The sequence below is a fragment of the Pseudarthrobacter sp. MDT1-40-2 genome (genome assembly GCF_059383595.1).
Genome location: NZ_JBWZCL010000002.1, coordinates 77,800 through 94,442 on the forward strand (window position 1 = coordinate 77,800; position 16,643 = coordinate 94,442).

The window sequence follows — 16,643 nt, forward strand, 5'->3', positions numbered from 1 at the left end:
CAGCAAACAGCAAGGAACCATACTTATGACCATCCCCGCCCATACTGGCCAGACCCCGGGCCTCCCCCAACGACCCCTGGGAGTTGCGGCCGTCGGCTACGCCTTCATGGGGAAAGCCCACTCCAACGCGTGGCGGAATGTAGCCAGTTTCTTCGACGTTCCCGCATTCGAACAGAAGGTACTCGTTGGCCGTGACGCCGCCCAGGTGGCCGCAGCCGCCGCTGCATACGGCTGGACAGAATCTTCCACCGATTGGCGTTCCGTCATCGAGCGGGACGATATAGACATCGTCGACATCTGCGCCCCCGGCTGGATGCATGCCGAAATCGCCATCGCAGCCCTGGAGGCCGGAAAGCACGTCCTCGTGGAAAAGCCACTCGCCAACACCGTCACCGAGGCAGAGGCCATGACGGCAGCCGCTGCAAAAGCCCGCGCCCGCGGCGTCAAATCTATGGTGGGCTTCAACTACCGTTGTGTTCCCGCCCTGGCCCTCGCCCGCGAACTGATCGCCGAAAACCGGCTCGGTACAATCCGGCACGTCCGCGCCGCCTACCTTCAGGACTGGCTCTCCGACGCCGATTCCCCCATGACCTGGCGGCTTCGCAAGGAAACCGCTGGTTCCGGTGCGCTCGGCGATATCGCTTCCCACGCCGTAGACCAGGTCCAGTTCCTCCTGGGCGATGCCGTCACGGAGGTCACCGGCCGTCTGCATACCTTCGTGGATCAGCGTCCGGGGCCGGACGGACCGGAAGCTGTAAATGTCGACGACGCCGCCTGGGCCACGCTGACCCTCGCCTCTGGAGCAATCGCTTCAGTGGAGGTCTCGCGCGTGGCCACGGGCCAGAAGAACTCCCTCAAGCTCGAAATCTATGGCGACAAAGGCACTATCCTTTTCGATCTTGAAGCCTTGAATGAGCTCGGCTTCCTGGACGCCACAGCCCCGGTCCGTGAGCAGGGCTTCCGCCGGATCCTGGTTAACGAGCCCGAACACCCTTATCTCGAAGCCTGGTGGCCCCAGGGGCACATCATTGGTTGGGAGCACACCTTCACCCACCAGATCCGGGACTTCCTGACCGCCATTGACGCCGGCGGGCAACCGTCGCCCTCATTCGAAGACGGCCTGAACGTCCAGCGCATCCTATCTGCCGTGGAGGAATCCGCGGCCGCCAGAAGCTCACTCATCCAGCTGCACGCCGTCACCCCCGAAGGAGCCTGACATGTCCCGCCCCTACACACTGTTCACCGGCCAGTGGGCCGATCTCCCGTTCGAGGAAGTTGCCCGGCTGGCATCGGGCTGGGGCTACGACGGCCTGGAAATCGCCGTCTCCGGCGACCACCTTGATGCCTGGCGCTGGGACGAACCCGGGTACGTCGACTCCAAGCTCGCAGTACTGGAAAAGTACAACCTCAAGGTCTGGGCCATCTCAAACCACCTCAAGGGCCAGGCCGTCTGCGATGACCCCATCGACTTCCGGCACCAGGGCATCGTTGGCGCGAAGGTCTGGGGTGACGGTGAGCCCGAAGGCGTACGCCAGCGCGCGGCGGAGGAAATGAAGCACACCGCCAGGCTCGCCAAGGCACTGGGCGTGGACACCGTCATCGGATTCACGGGATCATCCATCTGGCAGTACGTGGCTATGTTCCCGCCCGTTCCGGAAAAGGTCATCGAGGCCGGCTACCAGGACTTCGCCGATCGCTGGAACCCTATCCTGGATGTCTTCGACGAATGCGGCGTCCGCTTCGCCCACGAAGTCCACCCCTCCGAGATCGCCTACGACTACTGGACCACCGTCCGCACCCTCGAAGCGATCGGCCACCGGCCCGCGTTCGGGCTGAACTGGGACCCGTCCCACATGATGTGGCAGGGCATCGACCCCGTCTCCTTCATCTGGGACTTCAAGGACCGGATCTACCACGTGGACTGCAAGGACACCAAAGTCCGCCAGACCGGCCGCAACACCGTGCTGGGCTCGCACCTCGCCTGGGGCGACCCCCGCCGCGGCTGGGACTTCGTCTCCGCCGGTCGCGGCGACGTCCCCTGGGAAGCGTCTTTCCGTGCCCTCACCGCCATCGGGTACGACGGGCCCATCTCGGTGGAGTGGGAGGATGCCGGCATGGACCGACTCCATGGCGCCCCCGAAGCCCTCGCCGCCTTGAAGAAATTCGACTTCCCGCCGTCGAACACCTCCTTCGACGCCGCCTTCAGTCAGTAGCAGGTCATGCTGGTGGTCCTGAACATGAGAGCGGAGAAATAGAATGCCTGAATGGCGCCTATGATCCGAACGGCAACAGCAGACGACGCCGGCGCGCTGGCGGAGTTGGCGGCAGTCACGTTCCCGCTGGCGTGCCCGCCGTCGTCATCGCCTGAGGACATCGCCGCGCACCTGGCCGGCACGTTGAGCGAACGGCATTTCCAGGCCTATCTGGCAGATCCGGATATCACCATCCTCGTCATCGATGTCGACGGCGCGCTGCTTGGTTACAGCCTTTTGGTAAACAGGCCGTCGTCGGACCCGGACGTCGCTGGTTCCCTGACCCTGCACCCGTCGATGGAGCTGAGCAAGTGCTACGTCCACCCTGACCACCACGGACTGGGGGCATCGGCAGAGCTCATGCGGGCCAGCATTCAGGCAGCCCACCACGCCGGATCCACGGGGATGTGGCTGGGCGTCAACAGTCAGAATGCCAGGGCGGTGCGCTTTTACGAGAAGTCCGGATTCCGCAAAGTGGGCACCAAAACCTTCGTGCTGGGCAGCGTTGTGGAGAACGACTTCGTCATGGAACGGGCTCTGCCTTAGCCCGCCTGGCTGTCCTGCTCCGGCTCCCCGGGCGCCAGGTCATGGTCCAGCGGGGGCCTGGGTTCCTTGATCATTTCCAGGCGGCCGGGCAGCCCGGTCAGCAATCCTTCGTGGTTACGGGCCTCCACCACTACGCGGGAATGGTCCAGATTGACGTTCTCCGCCCTGAAGTCCCCCATGGACTCGGGCAGGATCGGGGCCAGGTGCACCACGCCGCGTGTGAAGTCGGGGTCAAACCGCAGCAGGATCCTGGCGAGCTGGACGGGAGCAGCGGCCGCCCACGCCTGCGGGGAACACGCCGTCGGATATGGCACCGGTCCGGGGAAATCCTTGTGGTCGAATCCGCAGAAGAGTTCCGGCAGCCGCCCGTCAAAGTGCGAGGCCGCTGAGAAGATTGCGCTGGCAACCCTGCTGGCTTCCTCTACAAATCCATAACGCATCAATCCAGTAGCCACCAGGGCGGTGTCGTGCGGCCAAACGGAGCCGTTGTGGTAGCTGACGGGGTTGTAGGCACCCATGCTGGATGCCAGGGTGCGGATGCCCCAGCCGGTGAACATGTCCGGCTCCATCAGCCGCGCGGCAACCGCCGGAGCCTTGTCGGCGTCGACGATCCCCAGCCAGAGGCAGTGGCCCATATTGGAGGTGCAGGCATCAACAGGTGTTTTGTCCTTGTCCAGCGCGACGGCGAAGTAGCCCTTGTCCGGCAACCAGAAACGCTCGTTGAACGCGGTTTTCAACGCAGCCGCCTTCGCTGCCCAGTGCCGCTCCGTCGCCCGGTCACCGGCGCAGCGGGCCAGTCGTGACCGGCCAACGTACGCGGAGTAGACGTAGGCCTGGACCTCGCACAGCGCGATGGGCGGCTCAGCAATCCTGCCGTCTGCGAAGTTGATCCCGTCCCACGAGTCCTTCCAGCCCTGGTTGATCAGCCCGTGCGGATTCGGGCGCAGGTACTCCACAAACCCGTCGCCGTCACGATCTCCGTACTTTTCGATCCATTCCATGGCGCGGTCGGCATGTGGCAGCAGGGAGTCGATGATGTCGTCGGAGAGGCCCCAGCGGCTCAGCTCGCCGAGCAGGCTGACGAACAGTGGCGTAGCGTCGGCTGTCCCGTAGTAGGCGGTCCCGCCCAACGACAATCCGGCGGTGACCCCCAGCCGGACCTCGTGCGGAATGCGCCCGGGCTCCTCTTCGGAATCCGGGTCCATCACCTTCCCCTGCAGGCCTGCCAGTGTTTGCAAAGTGCCGGTGGCGAGGCCGGGGTCCACCATCAGCGCCATATAGGAAGAAATCAGGGAATCCCGGCCGAACAGCGCCATGAACCACGGGGCACCCGCGGCGACGGCTGCACGGTCCCGGTGCCGGGGGTCGAATATCCGCAAAGAACCCAGGTCGCGCTGGCTGCGGTCCAGCACGTTCTGGACGTTGGTGTTCGTCACAGTAATCCGGGGAACGGCCTCCGCCCAGTCACGGTGCCGGCGCACTCCGGTCAGGTGCTGCGGCTTGCTTGCCTCGCTGAATGGTTCGGCAGGAGGTTCGCCATTGATTAGTGGCACCACAATGATGGTGGTGGACCACTGCCCGCGCGGCGGGATAGTGGCGCGGAACCGGAGCGATCCTTCACTCGCAAAAGCTCCCCGGGCCCGGATGGCCGAGCCGCGTCGCTGGCCGTTGCGCACAGCTTCCAGCACGATCTCCCCGTCCCGGACCACGCGGTTTATGCTGGCCGGACTCGCCACCCGGCCGCCTTTGACCTCGAAGAGATCCGCCTGGTCCGCATCCACCAGCAACTCAATGTCACAGTCCACGGCCTCGGCCGAATAGTTCTCAAGCGTAATGTCGTCCTGCAGGCCAGGGCCTACATGGCGCTCCTGCCGGACCACCAGTGGACTGTCGAAGCGGCCATCCGGCCACCGTGCGCGGCCTGCAAAAATGGCACGGAACGACTCGGGCCGTTGAGCCACCAGCGGCTCACGCAGAGAGTCGTTGATCCTCAGGATCCAACGCGAAATGATGCGCGTGTCCTGGTAGAACGCCCCGTTGGTACCGGCGTCGGCACTGATATCCCCGGTACCGCCGGAGATGCAGAAGGATGATCCCTCCACCACCGTCATCGCACCGGATTCAGTGGCGGCGGCCTCCGTGTCAGCATTCCATGCGTTCATGGGAGGACTCCTTCCTCCGGGTCCTCGTCCGGATACCCGGTACGGTTCGATGCCTTGCTGGCTGCCCTCTCTCTAAGATTGTGGTGCAAGCCCGGACGGTCCGGAAGTCCCGTCGCCTTCCCGGAATCGAGAATCGCGCCGAAAAGCTCCAAGTGGTTTCCCGCCATGCGTTCAGTGCTGAAAAACTGCAGGGCGCGCGACCTGCACAAAGCTCTGTCCAGCTCCGCAGCCCGGGAAAGAAAATCCGCCAGTTTCTCCGTTGGAGCAAGGAAACCGGTCCGGCCATGGTCAACAATTTCCGCCGCCGATCCAATAAGCGTTCCCACCACCGGCGTCCCCGTAGCGAGGGCCTCGATCATGACCAGGCCAAAAGGTTCGTGCCACTGGATGGGGTTCAACAGCGCCACAGCCTCGCCCATCAGGTGCTGCTTGTCGGCCTCGTTCACTTCGCCCAGGAACTCTTCGTTGCTTCCCAGCAGCGGTTCGATGACGTCCTGGAAGTACCGGACTTCGGCCTGCTCGCGTACCTTGGCGGCGATCCGCAGCGGTACCCGGGCTTCGCGGGCAATAAGGATGGCTTCAAGCACACCCTTGTCAGGGCACATCCGTCCCACAAAACACGCGTAGCCGCCCTGTCCCGAACCGGGCTGCACTGATGTGACGTCGATTCCATGGTGAATCACCCGTGCCACCGGCAGCTTTGCCCGGGACACCTGGTCCCGTGAAATTCCGATGATCGAGGTGTTGGCTGACATTGTCCGGTAAACGTCTATCGCCGCCCGATCGAGCAGACCGTGGATGGTGGTCACCACGGGAATCCCTGCTGGCCGTCCCGCATACAACGGCCCGGTCACCGTGTGGTCATGGATGATGTCCACTCCGCCGAGGGCGTGGTAGGCCCGGATTACCTGGCTGAGCTCCGAGACAGGCGTTCCCAGCGCATCCGGGTCCGATTCGCGCATTCCCGGGGCAAGGGGAACCGGGCAGGTACTGTCCGACGGTGCCGCGAGCACCACCTCGTGGCCGGCACTTTCAAAGCCCCGCGCCAATCCGTCCACTACACGTTCTGTACCGCCGTACGTGGGCGGCGGGACCGGAAACCAGGGACCAGCTATGAGTCCTATCCGCATCGCTGCCTCCCGAATCATGGCGGAGGATGGGACGACGGTGTCCGGAGGCTGCTGCTCCATAACCTACCCAAAGCGTATGTTCCCCTCCAGCGGTCCGGCAAGGGCGGCAGGAATGCCAGGAATGCCTCGGACAGTCTGGTGGTTGGCTCGTTTATGAAGGTTGAGATCTGGTCAGATGTGGCGTGCCCGTGGTGTTTCATCGGCAAAAGGCGGTTCGAGGCAGCGCTGGCGGAGTTTCCGCACCGCGCCGATGTCGAGGTGGTGTGGCGCAGCTATCAGTTGGACCCTTCGCTTCCGGACCATTACGACGGCGGCGAGCTGGAGTACCTGAGCAGCCGCAAGGGACTGCCGGCAGACCAGGTCATGGGAATGTTCGGACATGTGGCCGCGCAGGCGCACGAAGAAGGATTGAACTTCGCCTTTGACCGTGTAGTGGTGGCCAACAGCTTTACAGCCCACCGGCTGATCCATCTTGCTGCTGCCCACGGCAAGCAGGGTGAAGCCAAGGAGCGCCTGCTCAGTGACCACTTCGAACACGGCAAGGACATCGGTAACCATGACTACCTCATGGAAGTAGCCTTTGAGCTGGGCATTGACGCAGCCGAGGTGGAAGAGCTCTTCAGTACGGACAGATTCACCGCCGAGGTACGGGCGGACATCAGCGAGGCAAGGTCCCTGGGCATCAGTGGCGTCCCGTTCTTCGTCATCGACCGCAAATACGGCCTCTCCGGCGCCCAGCCTCCTGAGAACTTTGCAGCTGCTCTGAACCAGGCATGGCAGGAAAGCCATCCACTGGTCATGGTGGGGGCCCCGGCGGGCCGGGATGGCACCGCAGCCGGCGCTGAAGCCTGCGGGCCGGACGGTTGCAGCGTTTAGGCAGGCACACAGGAGCGTCCCGGCAGGCACACAGGCGGCCGGTCTGTTGCTGACACCAGTTCGCACCATTCGTCCGTTTGCTGACACATCGCGATAAAGTGTCTGCATGCCCAGGATCTCGGCCGCCAGTAATGCAGCGCAACGCGCCGAGACACAGCGCCGGATCCTGACTGCCTTTGGCGAACTTCTTTTCAGTCACGGGTTGCCCGGCCTCACGATGACTGATGTGGCCCGGCATGCCGGCGTGGGCCGGACCGCCGTCTACAACTACTACGCGGATATCGAAGAGCTGCTGATCTCCTATGCGCTCGATGAGACCGAGCGTTTCCTGGCGGAACTCCGCGAAGCGCTCGCGGAGCTGCCCAACCCCGTGGACCGATTTTGGAGCTGTTTTGGGGCACCCAGGGAGTTCAAGTACGCATTTTCTCCGGCGGATCGGGGTTATCCCCCTCCCTGGCTGGCAAGCTGAGGCCCGGGACCCTCAAGATCAGGCCTACGGCTGGGTGCTCAGGGCGTTCTCCAGCAGGACGGCAACGGGCACTTCAGCAAGGGTCGCTGGCTCGAGGGGCGCAGACGGCTCCGGTTCAGGGACAGGGATCGTTGAGGCGGAGGTGGGTGTAGGCGTTGGAGCGGGTTCCGACGGCACTGGAGCTGGAACGGGGTCCGGCGTAGGCGCAGGCGGCGGCGTCGGAGCTGGAACGGGGTCCGGCGTAGGCGCAGGCGGCGGCGTCGGAGCTGGAGCGGGGTCCGGCGAGGGCGAGGGCGGAGGCGGCGGCGTGGGAGCTGGAACGGGGTCCGGCGAGGGCGCAGGTGCAGGTGTAGGCGCTGGAACTGCGGTGCCAGGGTCAGCCGGTGTTGGTGTTGCAGTGCCGGGGTCAGCAGGCGCTGGCAAGGGCGTCGCCGCCGACCTGCCCGGATCCGTGGCCGGGACCGTAGGCAGCTCGTGCTCGCCGCCCGATACAGCGTGGTGGCCGTGATCGCCAGCAGGGAGTGCCCAGTTCACCGAGGTTCCGGTGGTGCGATCAGCTCCATAATCCACCATGCCGATGTTCTCCAGCTGGTCAAGCTGCTGAATGGGGATCAATTTCCAGCGGCTGGGATCAACATGCCGGCCGTCCAGGATGGTTTCGAAGTGCAGGTGGCAGCCGGTAGACCAGCCAGTAGTTCCCACCCGCGCAATCACCTGGCCCACCTCCACCGATTGGCCGGTCTTCACGCCGATGGCTTCAAGGTGGTTGTATGTGGTGATCAGGCCGTTGCCATGATCAACTTCCACGCGGTTGCCGCCGCCCCAGGGATGCCAGCCGGCAGCGCGGACCACACCTGCGTCTGCCGAATACACGCGTGTCCCGCAGGGCGCAGCGAAGTCCTGGCCCAGATGGAAATCGCCGGCCGCCCCGGAAATGGGACTGATGCGGTACCCGTAAGGCGAACTGGCAGTCAGTGATTCCAGTGGCGACATCAGGTATCCCGCCGGTGGACGTTTCAGGCCTGCGCGGGCAAGGTTGAGCGTGGACTCACCGTCCTTGGACACGGTTCTAACGGAGGTCCGCGTGAATGGCACCAGCGCTTTGGGCGCGGCAGCGATGGTAGCAAGACCGCCTGGAAGCGCATCAGCCCCGGCGTCGATCCGCGCTTCATGGGAGTCCGGGTTCGCTATAGGCAGGAACGCCGGACCCACAACGCCGGACGCAGAACCAGCGGTTACCGTGTCGGGGGGAGGTGGCTCAACCGAGAATCCAACGGTTACTGCGACCGCCAGGAAGCATAAGGCCACGACGCGCAGCCCAATACCGCAGGCGCCAGCCAGCTTCTTGCCGAACCCGGACTCCCGGTGTGATGCCAAGATTGCTCCCCAATAGTACGCAATACCTCAGATATGGGCGACGTACCTTCTTATGGGACCACAATAGGGTGACCTTGGGAACCCCCTACTGGAGCCGGTTGGTGACACCCCAAGTCATCCTGACCGCCCACCTGCAGTTGGTACCGGGTCGCAGCGGCTCAGCGCAACCGGCGCAACCAGCTGCACGCAGAACATCAGCGCAACAAAAAACCCGGTCCTGACCGAAGTCAGGACCGGGTTTTTCCGGCGGAGAATGGGGGATTTGAACCCCCGAGGGCGTTAACCCAACACGCGTTCCAGGCGTGCGCCATAGGCCGCTAGGCGAATTCTCCAGTTGCTTCTGAATCAAAAGCAGATACTAGACTACCTGAACTTCGCGGCAACGCCCAATTGGCATGCCATAACTCCTCGTCATCGGCTTAACGGCAAAATGGGCGCCCCCAATGCGCCCATTCTGGCGATACACCGTTGAGCCACCGGGTCCGGCCATCCCACCAGGCCCCACGGCTCACAACCTTGAGATTGCCCCAATCGGTGTACATATCCATGATCGGCCTTGCCCCCCGGATAAGCAATGAAAAGATCTCTTGCCTTCGTGCGGTTCCCGGGCAGGATGGAGCCATGGCTCCACTCCACGCACTGGTTGTTTACGTCCCCGCCACCCATACCAGCCACGTCCTCGCGGCAATTGGTGACGCAGGGGCGGGCAGGATCGGGAACTATTCACACTGCTCCTTTGTACAGCTGGGCACCGGACGCTTTACTCCGTTGGACGGCGCCGTCCCGTTCCTTGGCGAGGTGGGTGGTGCCACCGAAATTGCGGAGGAACGGATCGAGTGCGTGGTTGAGGAGGACCTGCTCCGCGACGTGGTGCTTGCCTTGCGCGCGGCCCATCCGTATGAGGAGCCGGCATTCATGAGCTGGCGAGTGGACGGATGGCGGTAACCACCCCGTCCGGTCGATTCGGGACGGCGGCAAACTTCGGGTAAACTTGCTGACGGCCCCTCATGTGGCGTCATCCTGTTGAACTCCCCCAGGACCGGAAGGTAGCAAGGGTAAATGGGCTCTGGCGGGTGCATGGGGGGTCTTTACTATTCCCCCACAGCCCAGCAAACTGTCGCACCGGATTGGTAGGGTTTTCCTGTGACCGCAACAACTGCTCTTTACCGTAGATACCGTCCGGATTCCTTTGCAGACGTTATCGGGCAAGAGCATGTCACGGAGCCGCTCATGACGGCCCTGCGGAAGAACAGGGTGAATCACGCGTACCTGTTTTCCGGACCGCGCGGCTGCGGCAAGACCACTTCTGCCCGCATCCTGGCCCGTTGCCTGAACTGCGCCAAGGGCCCCACGGATACCCCGTGCGGTACCTGCCCCAGTTGCATTGAGCTTGCCCGCGGTGGCTCTGGTTCCCTCGATGTCATCGAGATCGACGCCGCCAGCCACGGTGGCGTCGATGACGCCCGCGATCTTCGCGAACGTGCCACCTTCGCCCCCGTCCGGGACCGCTACAAGATCTTCATCATTGATGAAGCCCACATGGTCACCTCCGCCGGCTTCAATGCCCTGCTCAAGATCGTCGAAGAACCGCCGGAACACATCAAGTTCATCTTCGCCACCACGGAGCCGGACAAGGTCATTGGCACCATCCGCTCACGCACGCACCACTACCCCTTCCGGCTTGTTCCTCCGGAGCCGCTCCTGGCGTACCTGGAGCTGCTGTGCCGTCAGGAAAACGTGCCGGTGGCGCCGGGTGTGCTTTCCCTCGTTATCAGGGCCGGCGGCGGCTCAGTCCGGGACACCCTTTCCGTACTGGACCAGCTCATGGCAGGCGCGGGGGCAGACGGCCTGGATTACGAGCTCGCCGTGGCGTTGCTCGGCTACACCCACGCCACCTTGCTGGATGACGTTGTGGAGGCCATCGCCGCTTCGGATTCGGCCACCGTATTCAAGGCCGTGGACCGGGTCATCCAGACCGGCCACGATCCGCGGCGTTTCGTCGAGGACCTTTTGGAGCGCTTCCGCGACCTCATCATCGTCCGGGCCATGCCGGAGAGCGCCAGTGCCATCCTGCGCGGTATGCCTGCAGACCAGATCGCCAGGCTCCACCACCAGGCCCACAACCTCGGCGCTTCCGAACTCTCGCGCGCCGCGGACGTCACCAACACCGCGCTGACGGAAATGACCGGCGCCACTTCCCCCCGCCTGCACCTCGAGCTGCTGTGTGCCCGCATCCTGCTCCCCAGCGCTGAACAGACGGAACGGGGCATCGCAGCCCGGATCGATCGCGTAGAGCGACGCCTCAACTACGCCGGGAACGATGTCGCCTCCCCTGTCCCGTCTGCCGCGCCCCTGGAAGGACGGGCCGACGTCGGCGCTGCAGCCTCGGAAGCCGCGGCACCTGCGGTGGCGTCCCCGGCCGCTCCCACTCCCCTACCTGCTGCTTCTGCGCCCCTGGCTTCCGAACCTGCTGTTTCTGCGCCCCTGGCTTCCGAACCTGCTGTTTCTGCTCCGGTCACCCGGGCACCGGCCGCCGGGCCTGCCGAACCAGTCGTATCCGTCGGCCCGGATGGTGAACAGATCGCTCCGCCCCGTGTCAGCACCAGTGACGTGCCCCGCGACGACTCACCCGCTGAAGCGTCTGCACCACCAGTTGCCTCTGCACCACCAGTTGCACCCGCGCAACAGGTTCCGGCTGCTTCCCAGCCGGCAGCTTCTTCGGCGTCCAGTGCTGCAGCATCGGCCGCCCCGCCAGTTCCTTCTGTTTCAATGCCGGCCAAGGCACCTGCCGGGACCCTATCAGCCCAGCCTCAGCCTTCTTCCCCGCCCGCTGCCCAGCCTTCCGCCGCCGGAAGGCATGGCGATGTCGAAGTATTGCGCCGTGCCTGGCCGGACGTCCTCCAGACGCTGTCCAAGATCAAGCGGAGCACCTGGGCCCTGGTCGAGCCGAATGCCCAGGTGGCGTCCTTCGACGGCCAGCTGCTGACCCTGGCCTTCACCACCAGTGGCCTGGCCGGCGCATTCGGGCGGGCGGAGCATTCGGACAACCTGCGTCAGGCGATTCACAAGACTGTGGGGATTGATTGCCAGATCACGGCTGTTGCCGGTGGAACCGGACCTGCGAGCTCTGAGCCAAACCCAAAAGCGCCAACCACTCCGGACGTCACGCCGACGTCCGTTGATGAAGCCTGGGGTCTGGTCCCTTCCGGCTCGGCTCCCACCATCAAGTCCGTCATTCCGGCGGCCCCCGTTCCGCGGGCGGCAGCACCGTCTCCTGTTGGACCTGCGGCCCCGGCAACACCCGTCACAGTTCCCGCAGATCGGGCCGTCGCAGCCACTCCAGCTTCTTCAGCAACCGCTGCCCAGCCCTCGCCTGCCGTTTCGGGTCCCGATGCCACCATCGCGAGCTACTCGGACGACGACTGGGGTCCTCCCCTCGACGAGCATGCTCCGCCGCTGGACGAGGAACCGCCTATGGACTGGATGCCGTCCAATCCAGCCCACGGCACTGCTGCTGGCCAGGCATCCCCGCCGCGGGATTCCCTCACACCCGAATCCAAGGCCCGCAGCGGCGGCACCACCGAATCCCGCGTTGACGATCCCTGGTCGCGGGCTGTCGAACAGGCTCCCGGCGTCTGGCAGGTTGGTTCGACCACCAACATCTCTACAGGGCAGGAGCGCCCCGGGCCTTCTGTGCAGCCTGCTGCTCCAGCTTCGCCGGTACCCCAGGCAACCGGCCAGCAAGCGCCGTCGTCGTCCACACTGGCTGCAAGGCCTGAGGACTCCGGCTGGGGTTCACAGGAAACGGAACCCACCGGGCCACCTGCCCGCGAACCGGCCTACTCCATGGCGGCTGCTGTCCCCGCTGCAGCCAGCCCGGCTCCGGTCCGAACCACCGAACCCGTGCCTGCACCCGCACCATCCGGACGCCAAAGCCTGTACCAACGGCTGTCCAACAGTCCGGAAGCCCAGGCCGGCCGTGCCCGGGTGGCCCAGGCCACCGCGGCAGCAACCAAGCCATACGTCCAGGACATCCCGGACCCGGAAGATGAAACCATCGAGGAGTCGGGAGTGTTCGGCCGTGCCGCCGTCGAGCGTATTCTGGGCGGAAAGCTGATCGATGAACGTTCCCTGGACGGAAGTCCCTTGCCGCCCCGCTTCTAGGGCGTCAGGGGGAAGCGGTCCATATGGGATCCGCTGACCAGATCCATCTCGAGCTAATGAGGAAAAAGTGTACGAAGGTGCTGTCCAGGAGCTGATTGATGAGCTCGGACGCCTGCCAGGAGTTGGGCCCAAGTCCGCCCAGCGGCTGGCCTTCCATATCCTCGAAGCCGATCCGCAGGACATGAAGCGGCTGGTCGATGCCATCACCACTGTGAAGGAACGAGTCAAGTTCTGCACAGTTTGCGGGAACGTCACCGAGCAGGAGATGTGCAATATCTGCCGCGACCCCCGTCGTGATCCAGCGGTGATCTGCGTCGTGGAAGAGTCCAAAGACGTACTGGCCGTCGAACGGACCAGGTCCTTCCGCGGCAGATACCACGTGCTGGGGGGAGCCATTAACCCGATTGCGGGAGTCGGCCCCGAACAACTGCGGATCCGGGAGTTGCTCACCCGGCTTAACGACGGTGCTATCCAGGAAGTCATCATCGCCACGGATCCCAATCTTGAGGGTGAGGCCACGGCAACCTACCTGGCGCGGATGCTGAAGACCATTGGCATTGCCGTCACCCGGCTCGCTTCCGGGCTGCCGGTGGGTGGCGACCTCGAGTACGCCGACGAGGTAACCTTGGGCCGGGCATTTGAGGGCAGGCGCAATGCCCTCACCTGACCACCTCCGTTCGGTGCTGCCGGCCCCGATCAAAACCAGTCGGCTCACACTGCGGCTGTTGACCGGGGACGACGCCCCAGCCGTCCACCGGTACCGGAGTCAGGCTGACGTCACCAGGTTCCTGTCCCACGGAGTGCTCACTGCACCGGAAACCGTGGAACGGATCCGGCACTCAATCGAGCTGGCGCAGGTGTCCACTGCGGAGTGGTTTATGGTGCCCTGGGCGCTGGTGGCCACCCGGACCGGGCAACTGATTGGGGACGCAAGGGCCTGGAACTCCAACGAGATATCCGCGGACGGGAGGATCCAGCCGGGAACTGTCCCCAAGGACCACGCCGCAATGGGTTACGTACTGGACCCTGGACAGCACGGCAAGGGCCTGGGCCGTGAAGCTGCCGGCGCCATGGTCAACTGGCTCTTTGCAAGACGGAACATCACCAGCATCCTCGCGGCCATCTACGAGCCCAACCTGGCCTCGCGCCGGCTGCTGGAAAAACTTGGATTCAAGCAGGACCTGTTCGTGCCGGCGTCGGCTGACCGCCACGGCAAGAATCTCGCATCGATCCGGATGCGCCTGGACCGCCCAGCCAAGTAGCAGCGGGTGCCGCATAGACCGCAGTATAGAAACTTCCCCTGCTACCCGGTTGGGGAGGCTCAAGCGATCCTGGTACCCCGCGCCAGCTTCCTGGCAGGAGTACGCAGCGAGCGCCAGCCGAGCCATAGCATCAGTCCGGTCAACGCCACCTGCAACCCCAGGCCCAGCGGCCATAGCGGGGTGGTTTGCGCCAGATAATGGGGTTGGGGCTGGCCGTTGGCGCACGCGTAGGAACCTTCCGGTCCAGCCAAGGCATGCCGCGCCCCCTGGCTGATGGATTCCATGGCCCCGCCGGCGAACCCATAACTGTTGCCCCCGGTACGGTCCGGGTACGGGATAGCATCCGCCACCACCACAAAGGGGTTCATGGCCAACATCCACGCCACGCGCTCGGTGCGCACGGCGGGCATCTCCCGCAGCGGGCCGCTGCATTCATAAGCGGGAATGGCCTCCGGCTGATCCGGCACATATTCCTTGTACTGCGTCTGGTTCGCCAGCACGGTCCCATGGGCCAGTCCGACGCCCAGGCCGAAGGCAATCAGCGTCCCGAAGACCAACCCGGCCACCGTCAGATACGTCACCACAATCGAGAACAACGGCCGCCCGGCGATGGCCGAGATCCCTACACCCAGGCCACAGACGACCGCGAGTTCCACGGCCAGCATCAGCAACGCCACCAGCACATGGCCGGGTGTCATGCCGCCCAAGGAAACGCCGACAATGAGGAACGGAGCGCTGACCACCAAAAAGATGAGTGCAGCGATCCAGGCAGCGCAAAACTTCCCCCACAGGATCTGACCCGGCGTCAGCAGCGTCACCTGAAGGATGGCCAGCGTCCCGCCGGCACGGTCGCCGTTTACCGCATTGGCGGACAATGCCGGAGCCACCAACAATGCGAAAAGCAACACAAAGGCGAGCACCACTTCAAAAATCATGGAGCCCGGTCCCCCACCGGCAGCAACGCTGGTGTCCGGCATGTCGTAACCGAGGCGCGCTTGCCTGGAGGATTCCCAGCCGGCCCAGGTCAGGGCCGTCACAATCCCTGTCAGGGCAAACCAAATGCCCAACATGATGTACCAGCCCCGGGACCTCAGCCGCTGCTTGAGTTCCAGGACCACCACGTCCCGGACAGCGCCAAGGTAACTGCCAGCCGAACCAGCGGGAGAGGTGGACAATTCCGTTGCAGTACTCATGACGTCCGTGCCTCCAGTTTCAGGTAAGTCTCTTCCAAAGCACCCGTGGCGGGCGCGAAGGAGATGACCCCGACATCGGCCAGCACCAGTTCCCTAAGGAGGCGCGCGGCGTCGTCATCGTTGAGCAGCATCAGGCTGATGGTGGCACGACGGTTGTTCTCCTGCCGGAATACCAGGCCCAGTCCGTTCAGTTTGGCCACCAGTCCGGGACCGTTCACCGCCGATACCGCGTACCTGCGTCCGCCCGCCACAGCATCGGCAGTTGTTTGTTGGCTCAGCGTCCGCCCCCGGTTGACGAAGACTGCGCCGTCGGCGATCTCATCCAGCTCGCTGAGGACGTGGGAGGAAACCACCACGGCCTTCCCATCAGACGCCAGGCCCCGAAGCATCGCCCGCAGTTCCAGTCGTGAGCCCGGATCAAGTCCTGAGGCAGGCTCATCCAGCAGCAGCACGCTGGGATCATGGATGAGAGCGCGCCCCAGGCTGAGCCGCTGCTGCTGGCCGCGGGACAGCACACGGGCGGGCTGGTCTGCCAGATCGGCGAGCCGCACCGTGGCAAGCATCGCGTTGACCCGTTCGGGAATCTGCACAGCCGGAAGCCGGTAGAAACGGGCCATCTGCGTCAAAATCTCCCGGGCTGTCAACGACTCCCATATGCCCAGGGTGTCCGGCATCCAGCCAATCTTCTGCCTGACGGCAGCGTGGTGGTGCTGCGGGTCCAGGCCGTCCACCGTGATGGTCCCGGAGTCCGGGGCCAGCAACGACGCCAGCATCAGCAGCAGGGTGGTTTTCCCGGCGCCATTTGGCCCGATCAGGGCGGTGACCTGCCCGGCAGGGGCTGCGAGGTCCATATGGTCGACGGCAAGCACCGCGCCAAAGGAACGGCGCACCGCCGTCGCCCGTATTCCTGACTGTTCCGGAGCCGGCCCTGAAGTGGGCACCCCCGTTGTTCCTGACTCTGCGGTCATTTGTTCTGCACCTGTTTCCCCCAAGATCCGACGTGCATACTGGCTATGCGTCAGCCTACGCTGCGGAAGCATGCCGGTACAGCACGCCCTTGGCCTCCACGCAGGAGCACAGCACCAGCGCCGTGCTCCTGCTGAGCACCCGCAGGAGTAAGGAATCCGCCCTCACACTCGGGACAATGATGCAGTTTTCAGTCACAATTCAACGCCCGGGGAGGGGCGGCGATAAACTGGCTTCATCAGTACG

At 64.3% G+C, this 16,643-nt stretch carries 13 protein-coding genes, 1 tRNA gene, 1 other RNA gene and 1 pseudogene; 10 read left to right on the forward strand and 6 right to left on the reverse strand.

All coding sequences use genetic code 11. From position 1 onward, the window contains the following. Positions 1 to 25: 25 nt before the first annotated feature. The 3 genes from AC50X5_RS06480 to AC50X5_RS06490 are packed head-to-tail and all read left to right on the forward strand — an operon-like array spanning position 26 to position 2,798. Positions 26 to 1,216 (forward strand): Gfo/Idh/MocA family protein, encoded by a 1,191-nt coding sequence (locus AC50X5_RS06480; RefSeq protein ID WP_494975305.1) that lies wholly within the window; start codon positions 26 to 28, stop codon positions 1,214 to 1,216. A gap of 1 nt (position 1,217) precedes the next feature. After that, a complete protein-coding gene (locus AC50X5_RS06485) occupies positions 1,218 to 2,213 on the forward strand; it encodes a sugar phosphate isomerase/epimerase family protein (protein ID WP_494975306.1) in 996 nt (331 codons plus the stop codon). A 51-nt stretch (positions 2,214 to 2,264) separates the two neighbouring features. Beyond that, positions 2,265 to 2,798, forward strand: a complete 534-nt coding sequence (locus tag AC50X5_RS06490; RefSeq protein WP_494975307.1) for a GNAT family N-acetyltransferase — start codon at positions 2,265 to 2,267, stop codon at positions 2,796 to 2,798. On the opposite strand, the gene AC50X5_RS06495 is transcribed toward AC50X5_RS06490, so the two are convergent. Both AC50X5_RS06495 and AC50X5_RS06500 read right to left on the reverse strand, forming a co-directional pair. After that, positions 2,795 to 4,960, reverse strand: a complete 2,166-nt coding sequence (locus tag AC50X5_RS06495) for an amylo-alpha-1,6-glucosidase (protein ID WP_494975308.1) — start codon at positions 4,958 to 4,960, stop codon at positions 2,795 to 2,797. The genes AC50X5_RS06490 and AC50X5_RS06495 overlap by 4 nt on opposite strands. Further along, positions 4,957 to 6,090, reverse strand: coding sequence for a glycosyltransferase family 4 protein (locus AC50X5_RS06500; RefSeq protein ID WP_494976048.1), 1,134 nt, complete (start codon positions 6,088 to 6,090; stop codon positions 4,957 to 4,959). Before AC50X5_RS06500 ends, AC50X5_RS06495 begins: the two co-directional genes overlap by 4 nt. A gap of 153 nt (positions 6,091 to 6,243) precedes the next feature. Here AC50X5_RS06500 and AC50X5_RS06505 point away from each other — a divergent pair, with 153 nt between their 5' ends. Next, positions 6,244 to 6,966 (forward strand): DsbA family oxidoreductase, encoded by a 723-nt coding sequence (locus tag AC50X5_RS06505; protein ID WP_494975309.1) that lies wholly within the window; start codon positions 6,244 to 6,246, stop codon positions 6,964 to 6,966. 106 nt (positions 6,967 to 7,072) lie between these two features. After that, positions 7,073 to 7,345: pseudogene (locus AC50X5_RS06510) on the forward strand (TetR/AcrR family transcriptional regulator); the annotation flags it as partial. A 114-nt stretch (positions 7,346 to 7,459) separates the two neighbouring features. Here the strand turns inward: AC50X5_RS06510 and AC50X5_RS06515 are convergent. Beyond that, positions 7,460 to 8,812: a M23 family metallopeptidase gene (locus tag AC50X5_RS06515; protein WP_494975310.1), complete on the reverse strand. Its 1,353-nt coding sequence runs from the start codon at positions 8,810 to 8,812 to the stop codon at positions 7,460 to 7,462. 247 nt (positions 8,813 to 9,059) lie between these two features. Continuing rightward, positions 9,060 to 9,144: transfer RNA gene (locus tag AC50X5_RS06520), tRNA-Ser, on the reverse strand. A 289-nt stretch (positions 9,145 to 9,433) separates the two neighbouring features. Here AC50X5_RS06520 and AC50X5_RS06525 point away from each other — a divergent pair. The 5 genes from AC50X5_RS06525 to AC50X5_RS06545 all read left to right on the forward strand — a co-directional run bounded on the left by AC50X5_RS06525 (position 9,434) and on the right by AC50X5_RS06545 (position 14,238). After that, positions 9,434 to 9,757 (forward strand): hypothetical protein, encoded by a 324-nt coding sequence (locus AC50X5_RS06525; RefSeq protein ID WP_494975311.1) that lies wholly within the window; start codon positions 9,434 to 9,436, stop codon positions 9,755 to 9,757. 51 nt (positions 9,758 to 9,808) lie between these two features. Further along, positions 9,809 to 9,905: signal recognition particle sRNA small type (ffs, locus tag AC50X5_RS06530), an RNA gene on the forward strand. Between the two features lie 50 nt (positions 9,906 to 9,955). Next, the gene (locus tag AC50X5_RS06535) at positions 9,956 to 12,976 is read left to right on the forward strand and encodes a DNA polymerase III subunit gamma and tau (protein WP_494975312.1); all 3,021 of its coding nucleotides are present in this window, start codon (positions 9,956 to 9,958) and stop codon (positions 12,974 to 12,976) included. A 67-nt stretch (positions 12,977 to 13,043) separates the two neighbouring features. Further along, positions 13,044 to 13,643: a recombination mediator RecR gene (recR, locus tag AC50X5_RS06540; RefSeq protein ID WP_463936764.1), complete on the forward strand. Its 600-nt coding sequence runs from the start codon at positions 13,044 to 13,046 to the stop codon at positions 13,641 to 13,643. Further along, the gene (locus tag AC50X5_RS06545) at positions 13,630 to 14,238 is read left to right on the forward strand and encodes a GNAT family N-acetyltransferase (RefSeq protein ID WP_494975313.1); all 609 of its coding nucleotides are present in this window, start codon (positions 13,630 to 13,632) and stop codon (positions 14,236 to 14,238) included. Before recR ends, AC50X5_RS06545 begins: the two co-directional genes overlap by 14 nt. Before the next feature lie 59 nt (positions 14,239 to 14,297). Here the strand turns inward: AC50X5_RS06545 and AC50X5_RS06550 are convergent, their stop codons facing one another. Then, positions 14,298 to 15,431, reverse strand: a complete 1,134-nt coding sequence (locus AC50X5_RS06550) for an ABC transporter permease (protein WP_494975314.1) — start codon at positions 15,429 to 15,431, stop codon at positions 14,298 to 14,300. Then, positions 15,428 to 16,399, reverse strand: a complete 972-nt coding sequence (locus AC50X5_RS06555; protein ID WP_494975315.1) for an ABC transporter ATP-binding protein — start codon at positions 16,397 to 16,399, stop codon at positions 15,428 to 15,430. Before AC50X5_RS06555 ends, AC50X5_RS06550 begins: the two co-directional genes overlap by 4 nt. Between the last annotated feature and the right edge of the window lie 244 nt (positions 16,400 to 16,643).

Bases quoted from the DNA above. Each gene is read 5' to 3' on its own strand.
- AC50X5_RS06480 (WP_494975305.1), top strand. From the start codon at position 26: ATGACCATCCCCGCCCATACTGGCCAGACCCCGGGCCTCCCCCAACGA.
- AC50X5_RS06485 (WP_494975306.1), top strand. From the start codon at position 1,218: ATGTCCCGCCCCTACACACTGTTCACCGGCCAGTGGGCCGATCTCCCG.
- AC50X5_RS06490 (WP_494975307.1), top strand. From the start codon at position 2,265: ATGGCGCCTATGATCCGAACGGCAACAGCAGACGACGCCGGCGCGCTG.
- AC50X5_RS06495 (WP_494975308.1), bottom strand. From the start codon at position 4,960: ATGAACGCATGGAATGCTGACACGGAGGCCGCCGCCACTGAATCCGGT.
- AC50X5_RS06500 (WP_494976048.1), bottom strand. From the start codon at position 6,090: ATGCGGATAGGACTCATAGCTGGTCCCTGGTTTCCGGTCCCGCCGCCC.
- AC50X5_RS06505 (WP_494975309.1), top strand. From the start codon at position 6,244: ATGAAGGTTGAGATCTGGTCAGATGTGGCGTGCCCGTGGTGTTTCATC.
- AC50X5_RS06525 (WP_494975311.1), top strand. From the start codon at position 9,434: ATGGCTCCACTCCACGCACTGGTTGTTTACGTCCCCGCCACCCATACC.
- AC50X5_RS06545 (WP_494975313.1), top strand. From the start codon at position 13,630: ATGCCCTCACCTGACCACCTCCGTTCGGTGCTGCCGGCCCCGATCAAA.
- AC50X5_RS06550 (WP_494975314.1), bottom strand. From the start codon at position 15,431: ATGAGTACTGCAACGGAATTGTCCACCTCTCCCGCTGGTTCGGCTGGC.
- AC50X5_RS06555 (WP_494975315.1), bottom strand. From the start codon at position 16,399: ATGACCGCAGAGTCAGGAACAACGGGGGTGCCCACTTCAGGGCCGGCT.